The organism is Actinoplanes sp. NPDC051411, assembly GCF_040682075.1.
Lineage (GTDB): Bacteria > Actinomycetota > Actinomycetes > Mycobacteriales > Micromonosporaceae > Actinoplanes.
The window spans coordinates 20545-32304 of the sequence record NZ_JBFBAD010000111.1; the positions used below are offsets into that span (position 1 = coordinate 20545).

General features: G+C 71.7%; 8 protein-coding genes and 1 pseudogene. 6 read left to right on the forward strand and 3 right to left on the reverse strand.

The window, feature by feature from the left end:
- Positions 1-3 precede the first annotated feature (3 nt).
- Both AB0M88_RS40695 and AB0M88_RS40700 read right to left on the reverse strand, forming a co-directional pair.
- Positions 4-1749 carry an ATP-binding protein gene (locus AB0M88_RS40695; protein ID WP_364111309.1) on the reverse strand — a complete coding sequence of 582 codons (1746 nt, stop codon included), beginning with the start codon at positions 1747-1749 and terminating at the stop codon, positions 4-6.
- 286 nt (positions 1750-2035) lie between these two features.
- The gene (locus AB0M88_RS40700; RefSeq protein WP_364111311.1) at positions 2036-2773 is read right to left on the reverse strand and encodes a pyrimidine reductase family protein; all 738 of its coding nucleotides are present in this window, start codon (positions 2771-2773) and stop codon (positions 2036-2038) included.
- Positions 2774-2989: 216 nt separating this feature from the next.
- Between AB0M88_RS40700 and AB0M88_RS40705 the strand changes: the two genes are divergently transcribed.
- Together AB0M88_RS40705 and AB0M88_RS40710 are read left to right on the forward strand one after the other, a co-directional pair.
- Positions 2990-3697 carry an amino acid-binding protein gene (locus tag AB0M88_RS40705; protein WP_364111313.1) on the forward strand — a complete coding sequence of 236 codons (708 nt, stop codon included), beginning with the start codon at positions 2990-2992 and terminating at the stop codon, positions 3695-3697.
- A 49-nt stretch (positions 3698-3746) separates the two neighbouring features.
- Positions 3747-4742, forward strand: coding sequence for a GNAT family N-acetyltransferase (locus AB0M88_RS40710; RefSeq protein WP_364111315.1), 996 nt, complete (start codon positions 3747-3749; stop codon positions 4740-4742).
- 147 nt (positions 4743-4889) lie between these two features.
- Here AB0M88_RS40710 and bioB read toward each other — a convergent pair whose 3' ends face one another.
- Positions 4890-5873: a biotin synthase BioB gene (gene bioB, locus AB0M88_RS40715; RefSeq protein ID WP_364111317.1), complete on the reverse strand. Its 984-nt coding sequence runs from the start codon at positions 5871-5873 to the stop codon at positions 4890-4892.
- An 85-nt stretch (positions 5874-5958) separates the two neighbouring features.
- Here bioB and AB0M88_RS40720 point away from each other — a divergent pair, with 85 nt between their 5' ends.
- From AB0M88_RS40720 to AB0M88_RS40735, 4 genes and pseudogenes are all read left to right on the forward strand, one after another.
- Positions 5959-7095 (forward strand): 8-amino-7-oxononanoate synthase, encoded by a 1137-nt coding sequence (locus AB0M88_RS40720; protein ID WP_364111318.1) that lies wholly within the window; start codon positions 5959-5961, stop codon positions 7093-7095.
- Between the two features lie 1511 nt (positions 7096-8606).
- Positions 8607-9332 (forward strand): dethiobiotin synthase, encoded by a 726-nt coding sequence (bioD, locus tag AB0M88_RS40725; protein ID WP_364111324.1) that lies wholly within the window; start codon positions 8607-8609, stop codon positions 9330-9332.
- 333 nt (positions 9333-9665) lie between these two features.
- Positions 9666-10961 carry a hemolysin family protein gene (locus AB0M88_RS40730; protein ID WP_364111320.1) on the forward strand — a complete coding sequence of 432 codons (1296 nt, stop codon included), beginning with the start codon at positions 9666-9668 and terminating at the stop codon, positions 10959-10961.
- Positions 10962-11136: 175 nt separating this feature from the next.
- Positions 11137-11760 (forward strand): annotated as a pseudogene (locus AB0M88_RS40735) (hypothetical protein); the annotation flags it as partial.

Consider the following 11760-nt stretch of genomic DNA (forward strand, 5'->3'; position numbering starts at 1 on the left):
ACCTTAGAACGGGATGTCGTCGTCGGAACCACTGCGGCCGCCCACCACGGCGAACGGGTCGACGCCCTGGACGATCGAGCGCATCGACTCGGCGGGCGGCGGACCGGACTCCGACTTGCGGGTCGCCCAGGCCGGGAACGGGAACTCGACGCAGAGCGGCACCGGGATGTCGGGCTGGTTGACGAACATCGTGCCGGGCCGGGCCAGCAGCGCGCGCTGGCGCATCGCGGGAGGCAGGAACCCGTATTCCGGCCGGGCCGCCTCGGCCGGGTCGAGCCGGCCGACGACCCGGATCGCCGAGTTGGTCACGATGCGCCGCTCGACCTCGGAGGCGGTCTGCTGGGCACCGATCAGGATCACGCCGAGGGACCGGCCCCGCTCGGCGATGTCGAGCAGCACCTCCTTGATCGGCGAGGTGCCCTCGCGCGGCGCGTACTTGTTGAGCTCGTCGAGCACGACGAACAGCAGCGGCCGGCCGGTGCCGGCCTTCTCCTTCTCCTCGAACTCGGTCTTCAGCGTCACGCCGACCACGAAGCGCTGCGCGCGATCGGGCAGATTGTGCAGGTCGACGACCGTGACCTGGGCCGACTCGGCGGTCTTGATCTGGTGCGGCCGGCGCTGGGCGAGGTCGCCCCGGATCAGCCGGGACAGGTCACGCTTGCTGCCGATCAGCCGCCGGGCGAACGCGTTGACCGTGCCCATGTTGATCGCGCTGCCGGCCCAGGTGGACCGCGTCTCGTCGTCGGTGAGCTGCTCGACGATGTGGTCGACCAGGTCGCCGTACGACCCGATGCGCCGGCCGTCGATGCTCACGCCGCCCTCGGCCGGGACCGCATAGCGGTTGAGGTGGGCGGTCACCGAGTGGACGACCATCGTGTACTGCTGGCGCTCGTCGTCGGAGTCGGCGAACACGTAGGGCAGCAGCTTGTCGCCGCAGAACTCCTCGAGCGTCCAGTAGAACGCGTCGACGCCGGTCAGGCGGCTGCTCACGTCGGGCGCGCCGGACGAGTCACCGGCCCGGGGCGGGGCGTAGACCCGCACGTCGGAGAACGGCGTGGCCGGGAGCTCGAGAAGTTTGTAGGCCGCCTTCGTGGGCTCGTCGAGCTTCGTGTTGGGGTGGTCGAGGAACAGCAGGTCCTCACCCTTGACGTTGAAGATCAGCGCGCGGGCGTTGGTGCCGTCGGCCCCCAGCGCGCCCGACCGGAACACCGAATAGAGCAGGAACGTCGCGAAACTCGTCTTGGTCGCCACGCCCGAGATGCCGGAGATCGACACGTGGGCGCCGCGGGTGCCGTCGAGGAAGTCGGCGTTGAGAAAGACCGGCACCCCGTCACGCCCGGTGCCCATCGGGACGCGCCGCTCCATGCGGTCGAAGTGCAGCGCGGCGTCGCGGGCCTCGCCGGTCGCTCGGTGCACCACCGCGCCCGGGGCGGGCGGAACGTAGAGCTCCGGGTCGACCCGGGTGGTGGTGATCTCGGCCGCCTCCTGGACCAGCGCCGGCAGCGTGCCCTCGGCGATCGCGAAGACGTCGGAGTCGAACTGCGCCCCCTCGTGTCGCGCCCGCACCTGGGTCACCACCCCGGCGATCGTCACCGGCTCGCGGTCCGGCAGGTCGCGCCGGGTGACCACGACGTCGTCGAGCTGGAGGTAGCTGCCCGGGGTCACGGCCGTCCAGAAGCTGAGCGGTGTCGCATCAGCTGTTCCGAGCACCCGCCCGACGGGGGAAGTTTCGTCAGACACGCCGATCATGTTGCACCAGGGGTACGACAGAACCCACAGGCGGCCGGGGTTGGCACTAGTTGTCCACAACTTCTGGTGGCCATCCACAGATTTATCCACAAGATCTTGCTCGATCGGTGGAGGCGCGCCCATCGTCAAACCGATCCCGGCCGATCGGTCAACGACGGCCGCACGCGCGGCCCGGGCTCTCCGGGATCGCCACCAACCCGCTCCGCGGTCGTCGGCGGCGCCTTCGGTTACGGCACGGCGCGGGCCGACGGCACACCTCTCGACCACTCCGCCCAGTCGCCGTGACTCAGCCGGTCGTTCGGGCGTACCTCAGGAAGAGCATGTCCCGCAGCGAGAGTGCGTGCCGCAGTGACATCGACCGGGCAATGGCCGGCGGGCCGGCCGCGATGCGGCCCGGGCCGCCGCCGACCAGCAGCGGCGAGACCGTAAGGCAGAGCTCGGTGATCAGGTCGGCCGCGATCATCGAGTTGAACAGGCGGGGGCCGCCCTCGGAGAGCAGCTGGGTGGCCCCGCGCTCATGCAGTGCGGCGACCATCGCGGCCAGGTCGACCTCGTCGTCGCCGACCGCGAGGACCTCGGCCCGCCTCTGGAGAAGATCGGCCCGGCGCGGGGGAAGAGACGACGGCGCCGACTTCGTGGTGACCACGATCGGGGGGATCGGGGCGTCGGTGAAGATCAGCTGGTCGAGGTCGAGCGTCAGGGCCCGGGAGACGACCACCATCAGCGGGAACTCGCTCAGGCCGTGGTCGCGGCGCCAGGCGCGGGCGGCCGCGGTGAGCCGGAGGGCGTCGTACTTCTCGGCCTTCACCGTGCCCGCGCCGACTATCAGCGCGTCGCAGAGCATCCGCAGCGTGTCGAAAATCTCTTTGTCGCCGGGGCCGTGCAGGCCGCCGGAGAGCCCGCCGACCGAGGCGGCGCCGTCGGCGCTGGCGATGAAGTTGGCCCGCAGCACCGGGACGGACTCGCGCGGATAGAGGTCGACCAGGCCGTCGTCGGACGACGGCCACTCGCGGAAGACGGTCACGGCTCGGCCGGGCCGGTCACCGGCGGGGTGGGCTCGGCCCGCCGGTGCTGGCAGTCGCACCACGACCCGCCCCGGCAGTCCTCATGGCGCCGGTCCCGGCAAGCGAGGCAGATCACACGCCCTAATATATGCGGGCTTGACGACCGGGACACGGCGCCGCAACAGGTGCGAAACGCCGAGTTGGCAGGCTGTTGGTCAACAGAGGCGGAGGAGTTCATGTTGCTACGGGTTCGAGTCACCCTGCCCGACCGTCCCGGCGCTCTCGGCCAGGTGGCACGCACGCTCGGCGTCGCCGGGGCCGACATCGTGCAGGTGGTCGTGCTGGAGCGCCTCGGCGGGCGCGCGGTCGACGACTTCACCGTCGTCTGGCCGGGCGCGGGCCGGGTCGAGCGGCTCCTGGCCGGCCTGGCCGCCATCCCCGGCGTGCAGGTCGACGGGGTGTGGAAGGCGATCGGCGCGCCGGTCAACGGCGGCCACGACGCCGAGCTGCTGGCCCAGGTCGCGGCCAACCCGGCCGACGGGCTGGCCACCCTGGTCGACGCGGTGCCCGCGCTGCTCGCGGCCGAGTGGGCGGCCGCCGCGGTGGTGCCGGCCGACTGGGCCGCCCGCAGCGGCACGCCGGGCTCGGTGCCGGGCGAGCCCTCGGCGGCCTATGCGAGCTGGCGCGCCCCGAGCCCGCTCCGCCTGCCCGAGGTCACCCCGCTGCGCGCCCGCCCGCTCGCCGGCGTCGACGGCACGCGCTATGCGGTCGCCCCGTTCGGCCGGGCCGGGCTGGTGCTGATCGTGGCCCGCTCGGACGACGCCGACCTGACCCCGGCCGCCTTCCACGTCACCGAGGTCGACCGGGTCGCCCAGCTGGTGCGGGCGGCGGCCACCATCCTCGGCGACCGGCTCGACGCGACTGTGACCGTGCTAACGGCGTAATAGCAGCTCAAGCAATGTCGGGTTAACAGCGGCGAGAGAAACTAGCGGCATGGCGCTCTGGCGGATCCGCGCAACGGTCGACGACCGGCCCGGATATCTCTCCGTTCTGACCGCGAGCCTCGCCCTGCGGTCGGTCAACATCCTCGCGGTCCAGGTGCACACCACCGAGGGCGGCGCGGTCGACGACTTCCTCATCGACGCGCCCGACGCGCTGACCGAGGCCGACCTGCGCGCCGCGGTCGCCCGGGGCCGCGGGCGTGACGCGTTCGTCACCCGGGCCGAAGCGCAGGGGCTGGCCGACCAGCCGAGCCGGGCGCTCGCACTGGCCGGGCGGGTGGCCCACGACCCCGACGGGCTGGGCGAGGCGCTGATCTCGCTGCTCGACGCGGCCGAGGTGCGCTGGCGGCCCGAACCGCCGCCCGGACGACCCGGCTTCGACGACACCCACATGCGGCTGGCCGACCCGCTCGGCGGCTCGTACGAGGTGCTGCGGCCGCGGCCGGCGTTCACGCCGTCCGAGTTCGCGCGGGCCCGGGCCCTGGTCGCGCTGGCCGGCACCATCCAGCGCCGGCACGACGAACAGGTCACCCTCCTGCTGCCCTCCGGCAAGGAACTGACGGTGCGGCCGGCGTCCGCCGGCGACCTCGATGCCGTACGCGATCTGCACGGCCTCCCCGACGCGCGACTGCGGCGCCTTCTCGCCCCGGCCGGCGGGGTGTGCCTGGTGGCCGAGAACGCCGACGAGCGCATCGTGGCGACGGCGTCGCTGGTGGTCGAGGGCGACGTGGGTGAACTCTCGCTGCTCGTCGACGCGGGCTGGCGGCGGCGCGGGCTGGGCACGTTCCTGCTCGGCCGACTGCGAAAGTGGGCCGGCCGCCACGACCTGACCGCCGTGGTCGCGCACGTGCGGTCCGACGACGTGGCGATGCTGCGCACGCTCGGCGGAATCTGCTCCGGCGCCGACTCGGGCATGGTCGACGTCACACTGGCCGTGCCGGCCGATTCCCTATCCGGCGACGGTGCCGTGCTCAACGCAGGAGGCTGACCAGCCGGTCGGCACCACCTGCACCTTCATGCGGCGGCGGCACCGCGGGCAGAAGCGGGGCGGCTCGAGCTGACGGGCCGCCACACAGGCGGTGTGATCTTTCTCCAGCGGCTCGCCGCACCGGTCGCAGAACATCACGGTCGCTTCCTAGAGGGTCGCTGACAGGGCCTTGACCGGCATCTTCAGATCGTCGAGCAGGGCCAGATCGGCACTCGCCGGCCGCCCGAGCGTCGTCAGATAGTTGCCGACGATCACGGCGTTGATGCCGCCGAGCAGGCCATCCCGCGTACCCAGATCACCGAGAGTTATCTCTCGGCCGCCGGCGTACCGCAGGATCGTGCGCGGCATCGCCAGCCGGAAGGCGGCGATGGCGCGCAACGCGTCACGGCCCTCGACCACCGGCTGATCGCCGAGCGGGGTGCCCGGACGCGGATTGAGGAAGTTCATCGGGACCTCGTGCGGGTCGAGCTCGGCCAGCTGAGCGGCGAACTCGGCCCGCTGCCCGACCGTCTCACCCAGGCCGAGAATGCCGCCGCAGCAGACCTCCATGCCCGAGTCGCGCACCATCCTGAGCGTGCTCCAGCGCTCCTCCCAGGAATGCGTGGTCACCACATTGGGGAAGAAGGAGCGGCACGTCTCGAGATTGTGGTTGTAGCGGTGCACACCCATCTCGACCAGCTCGTCGACCTGCTCCTGGGTCAGCATGCCGAGGCTCGCCGCGACCTGGATGTCGACCGCCTCCCGGATCGCCTTGACGCCCTCGCGCATCTGATCCATCAGGCGCCGGTCGGGCCCGCGCACGGCGGCCACGATGCAGAACTCGGTGGCCCCGGTCGCGGCGGTCTGCTTCGCCGCCTCGACCAGCGACGGGATGTCGAGCCAGACCGACCGCACCGGCGAGGTGAAAAGCCCCGACTGCGAACAGAAGTGGCAATCCTCCGGGCAGCCACCGGTCTTGAGCGACACGATGCCCTCGACCTCGACCTCGGGTCCGCACCACTTCATGCGCACGTCGTGGGCCAGTTGAAGCAGCTCGGGAAGCTCTTCGTCGCTGGTCCTCAGCGCCTCTTCGATCTGGCTCTGGCCGAGCCCGACACCGGTGGTCAGGACCTGTTCGAAGATCTCCCGCATGCCCGTACCCTACAAGCCGTCGGGCCCGGTTGGACTGTCGGTGGTGGGTGATAGTTTTCCTCGTCTCATGAGCGTGGAGGGTGTCTTGACGGGCTGGTTGGATGCGCTGGAACGCGCGGCCGAGAGTCGGTCCAAGGCTGGGCTCACCCGCCGGCTGCGGCCCCGGCCGGCCGACGACCTCGTCGTCGATCTGGCGGGAAACGACTATCTCGGCCTCGCGGCCCACCCCGAGGTGGTCGGTGCCTCCGCTTCCGCTCTGCGGGCGTACGGGTTGGGAGCCACCGGCTCCCGGCTGGTACGCGGGTCGACCGACCTGCACGCCTCGCTCGAGTCCGCGCTGGCCTCCTGGCTGGGCTCCCCCAGCGCGCTCGTCTTCTCCTCGGGCTACCTCGCCAACCTGGCCGCGGTCCGGTCCCTGGCCGGCCTCTGCGACCTGATCGTCTCCGACGCCTACAACCACGCCTCCCTGATCGACGGCTGCAAATCATCCGGCGTGCCGGTCGTGGTCGCCCCCCACAACTCCCCCGCCGCCGTCGCCGAAATCCTCGACGCACACCCCCAGCAGACCGCCGTCGTGGTCACCGAGTCGGTCTTCTCGGTCGACGGCGACCTGGCTTCGCTGGCCGCTTTGCACGCCGTCACATCGGCTCGGGGCGCCCTGCTGCTGGTCGACGACGCGCACGCGCTGGGCGTCCTCGGCCCCCGCGGCGCCGGCGGCGTCGCGGCAGCCCTCCTGTCAGGCCTCGACGACGTGATCGTGACGGCGACGCTGTCCAAGTCCCTCGGCGCGGCCGGCGGCGTCGTGGCCGGCCCGGCCGCCCTCATCCGCCACCTGGTCGACACCGGCCGCACGTTCATCTACGACACGGCACTCCCGCCCGCGGTGGCGGCCGGCGCCCAGGCGGCCATCACCCTCGCCCAGGCCGCCGACGACCGCCGCGCCGTCCTCACGGCCCGAGGCGCCGAGGTCACGTCACGACTCCGCGCCGCCGGCTTCCCGGTCACACCACCGGCCGCCGGAGTCCTGTCGGTCGTCGCGCCGGGCCCCGAGGCGGCCCTCACCTGGGCCGCCGACTGCCACGACCGGGGCGTCGCGGTCGGCTGCTTCCGCCCACCGTCCACCCCCGACGGCACCTCCCGGCTGCGCCTGACCCTCAACGCCGGCATCACCGACTCAGACTTCGCCCGCGCCCTGGATGTGATCGTGAAGACGGCCCCATGACCACCGACGACAGCCGCTCCTTCTTCCGCCGCCTCTTCACCCGCCGCCTCGACGAGGCCGCCGCGGGCACCGACCCGACACCCGACGCCCCGGAGGTCCCCGTGGCCGGTGCGCCCGACGTGGCCGGTGCGCCCGACGTGCCCGACGTGCCCGGTGCGCCCGACGTGCCCAGCGCGCCCGACGTGCCCAGCGCGGCCGGCGGCTCTGTCGATCCGATGCCGGACGCGGGGGTGGCGCCAGATGGTCTGACGCCGACCGCGCCGTCGTCCTCGGCCGGTTCGACGCCGGAGGCGGAAACAACACCGAGCGATTCGACGCCGGCCGATTCGAGGCCGGAGGCCGAGAGTGTTTCGAGGCCGGAGGCCGAGGCTGTTTCGACCGCTTCCATGCCGGGGGGCGATTCGGCCTCAGTCGGTTCGACGCCAAGCGCGGAGACACGGGCAGACTCATGGAAGACGCCGGGCGTTTCAACGCTTGGTGCGGCGACCGGGCCCCACGGCGAGACAACGGGCGGCGGTTCGCCGCTCGAAAAGGCCGCTACCGGGACAAGCCTCGCCGGAGCAACGGCAGTCGGAGCCGACGGAGCCGAGGCGACATCCGACCGAACGGCGGGAACCGAGGCGACATCCGACCGAACAGCCGCAGCTGGAGCAGCCGCCGAGGGGGCCGTGGCCGGGCCGATGATTCCGGCGCCGCGGAGCGGCGCGGACGACGTTCCGGGGGCATTTGAGCCGGCGGCCGCGGCTGTCGACGCCGCGAGCGCCCGGATGGTCGGCGGCTCGGAGAGTGTCGTCGCGCTGGAGGCTTCGGACGGCGCCCATCCGGCCGGCGGCCCTTCCATCGACGCCGAGCCGGCCGTCTCTGCGGCTGACGCCCGGCTGGATAGGCACTCGACTGAAGCCCGGCTGGATGGGCACTCGACTGACGCCCGGCTGGATAGGCAGTCGATCCGGGCGGCCGGCCTGACCTCCGAGGAAGCCGCGGCAGGCAGCTCCGAGAACGACCTGGGCGCCGATCGGCCTCAGCCGAGCCTCGGGACATCACCACAAGCTGCGGACCCGGCGACCGGCAAGCGAGATGCAGCGCCGGGCGTGGACACGACCGTCGAGAACCGCACAGTCTCCGGCGACGTCACCGCGGTCGGCGGCCACCCCGACGGCGAATCCGCCGCGGTTGTGGGGGCGGTTGGAAAGGGCGGCGCCGGCCTGACCTCCACCCAGGGCGAGGCGGTCAGCTCGCATGGGCTTCCACGTGCGCGGCGCAAGTCGGAAATGTCGGTCGTGGAGGTTGAAGGCTCCGAGCCCGTCACGTCACCTGGCGGAGAGGCTGCCGAGGAGTACGCGAGTGGCCATGTGCCGTCGTTCCTCGACTCGGACGATTTTGACGAGCCCGAGGGCGACGGTTCCTCGGATGAGGAAGCACCAATTGAGCAGCCGGCCGCCCCCGCTGTCGTCGCCGCGCCTGAGGTGCCTGCGCCCGCGCGGGCGGCGGTCGCGCCGCGGCCGCCGGAGATCGGGGAGTGGCGGGGGATCGTTCTCGTTACCGGGACCGATACCGACGTCGGGAAGACCATTGTCACAGCGGCCGTTGCGGCGGCCGCCGCGGCTTCCGGGCTGCGGGTGGCGGTGATCAAGCCGGGGCAGACCGGGATCGCTACCGGGGCGCCGACCGACATCGAGGTGGTTACGCGGCTGGCGGGGCCGCACACCGTACGGGTTCTGGCCGAATATCCGGATCCGCTGGCGCCGCTCGCCGCCGCCACCGTCGCCGAGATGGCGCCGCTCGAGCTCTATGAGGTGGTCGACGCCATCCGGGCCGAGGCCGACAAGCATGACCTTGTCCTGGTGGAGGGGGCGGGTGGCCTGCTCGTGCCGATGGGCGTGCGGCCGTCAGGCGAGGCCTGGACCCTGGCCGACCTGGCGACCACGCTCGGGGTCGGCGCCCTGGTCGTGGCCCGGGCCGGGCTCGGCACGCTCAATCACACCGCTCTGACCCTGGAGGCTCTGGCCCGGCGTGGAGTGCCGGCCGGGGTGATCATCGGGGCGTGGCCGGCCGATCCGCAGCTGGTGCACTGGGCCAACCTCAGTGAGTTGGTCCCGCACCTGGTCGGCGCCCTGCCGGAGGGGGCCGGGCAGATGGATCCGGGCGTGTTCCGGCGGTCGGCGCCGGGCTGGTTGACGCCGGCCCTTTACGGTGTCCTCGACAACTGGCGGGTCTGGGCCGAGGAAACGGGCTGAGAAACACGGGCCGAGAAACACGGGCCGAGAAACACGGGCCGAGAAACACGGGCCGAGGAACGGGCTGAGAAACACGGGCCGAGGAACGGGCAGGGAAACACGGACTCAGGAACGGGCAGGGAAACACGGACTCAGGAACGGGCAGGGAAACACGGACTCAGGAACGGGCAGGGAAACACGGACTGAGGAACGGGCTGGGAAATGCTGAAAGCGCGGCCGGGAGAGCGGCTGAAGACATGGGCAGCGGACTTGTGGTGAACTGCCGCGTAGGCGTGACCTCGGCTGGGTACCTTGTGTCCCTCGTGATCGGTTTGTCCCCGGGGGCGTGAGCGAATGGGTGGCACAGGCGGCGAGATCGTCCTGGTGCTTGTGCTGGTGCTGGTCAACGCGGCCTTCTCGGGCAGCGAGATGGCCCTGGTGTCTCTGCGGGAGAGCCAGGTGCAGCGCCTGGAGCGGCAGTCCCGCGGTGGCCGGGTGCTGGCGCGGCTGACGCGTGACCCCAACCGGTTCCTGGCGACGATTCAGATCGGGATCACGCTGGCCGGCTTCCTGGCGAGCGCGGCGGCCGCCGTCTCGCTGTCGAAGCCGCTGGTCAAGCCGTTGAGTTTTCTCGGGTCGGCGGCGCAGCCGGCGTCCATCGTGATCGTCACGATCGGGTTGACGTTCGTGACTCTGGTGATCGGTGAGCTGGCGCCGAAGCGGATCGCGATGCAGCGTACGGAGGGGTGGGCGCTGCTGGTGGCGCGCCCGCTCGACGTCCTGTCGATGATTTCGCGGCCGGCGGTCTGGTTGCTGGGTGTGGCGACCAACCTGGTCGTACGTCTCGCGGGCGGTGACCCGACCGCCCAGCGGGAGGAGGTCACCACCGAGGAGATCCGTGACATGGTCGCGGCGCAGCAGGAGTTCACGGCCGAGCAGCGCACGATCATCAGCGGGGCGTTCGAGATCGCCGACCGCATTCTGCGGGAGATCCTGGTGCCTCGGCGGGACGTGTTGACGCTGCCGACCGGCACCACCGCCCACGAGGCGCTGCGCATGCTGATCGCCGGCGGGCATTCCCGGGCGCCGATCGTCGGCCCGGCCGGGCTCGACGACGTGCTGGGTGTGGTGCACCTGCGTGACCTGGTCGACGCGGCCGGCCCGGTCGATTCGCTGTGCCGGCCGGGCCTGTTCCTGCCCGAGACGCTGCGGGTGTCCGACGCGCTGAAGCAACTGCGGGCCGAGCGCCAGCAGCTGGCGATGGTGGTCGACGAGCGGGGTGCGATCGACGGCATCATCACGATGGAGGATCTGGTCGAGGAGATCGTCGGGGAGATCTACGACGAGACCGACCGGGATGTGGCGTCGGTGGTGACCGAGGCCGACGGCGCGCTGCTGATGCCGGGCGCGTTCCCGATTCACGACCTGCCTGACCTGGGGTTCCACGACGAGTCGCACGCGCACGAGGACGGCGACTACACGACGATCGCGGGGATGGTGCTGGCTTCGCTCGGCCACATTCCGACCGGGCCGGGCGAGGTGGTGACGCTGCCGGAGTTCACGGCCGAGGTGGTCGAGGTGACCGGTCGCGCCATCACCCGCGTACGGCTGCGGACCGTGCCGAAAGGCACCCGGCCCGAGCCGGTCTGAGGGCGAAAAGGCGGCGGGCTCGACGGCAAACTGCTTGGCAAAGCATTGACGACTTCCGTTGTCGCGTTGCTAAGTTCGCGGTGAGAGAGCGCTCTCATCCCCAGGGAGACACCAGGGCGAGCCCCCGGAGATCCCACGAGAGCGCAAAAGAACCCCTTTTCCCCGAGGGAGAACTGTGAACCGACTACGTAGGTCGCTCCTCGCGGCCGTCACCGCCACCGCCGCCGCGGGCCTGATGACGATGACCGTCACGGCCCACGCGGCGACAACCGCCCAGGCCATCGCCGCTCCCCCGGCCGGCTTCACGCTCACCTGGAGTGATGACTTCAGTGGCGCGGCGAACACCGGCCTCAACACCGGCACCTGGAAGTACGACACCGGCCCGGGCAGCAGCTTCGGCACCGGCGAGATCGAGACGATGACCAACAGCACGTCCAACGTGTTCCAGGACGGCAACGGCCACCTGGTGCTCAGGGCGCTGCACTCCGGCTCCGACCCCCGCGGCGGCTGGACGTCGGGCCGGGTCGAGACCCAGGCCGCCACCTTCGGCGCCCCCGCGGGCGGCGTGGTGCGGATGGAGTCGGTGATCCAGCAGCCGAACGTCTCCACCGCCAACGGCGCCGGCTACTGGCCGGCGTTCTGGATGCTCGGCTCGACCCTGCGCACCGGCACGACCTGGCCGAAGAGCGGCGAGGTCGACATCCTGGAGGACATCAACGGCCGCAGTTCGGTCTTCGGCACGCTGCACTGCGGTGTCAGCCCGGGCGGCCCGTGCAACGAGTCGACCGGCATCGGCAGC

Excerpts from the sequence above, each read along its gene's own strand:
- AB0M88_RS40695 (WP_364111309.1), bottom strand. The coding sequence starts at position 1,749 with ATGATCGGCGTGTCTGACGAAACTTCCCCCGTCGGGCGGGTGCTCGGA.
- AB0M88_RS40705 (WP_364111313.1), top strand. The coding sequence starts at position 2,990 with ATGTTGCTACGGGTTCGAGTCACCCTGCCCGACCGTCCCGGCGCTCTC.
- AB0M88_RS40710 (WP_364111315.1), top strand. The coding sequence starts at position 3,747 with ATGGCGCTCTGGCGGATCCGCGCAACGGTCGACGACCGGCCCGGATAT.
- bioB (WP_364111317.1), bottom strand. The coding sequence starts at position 5,873 with ATGCGGGAGATCTTCGAACAGGTCCTGACCACCGGTGTCGGGCTCGGC.
- AB0M88_RS40730 (WP_364111320.1), top strand. The coding sequence starts at position 9,666 with ATGGGTGGCACAGGCGGCGAGATCGTCCTGGTGCTTGTGCTGGTGCTG.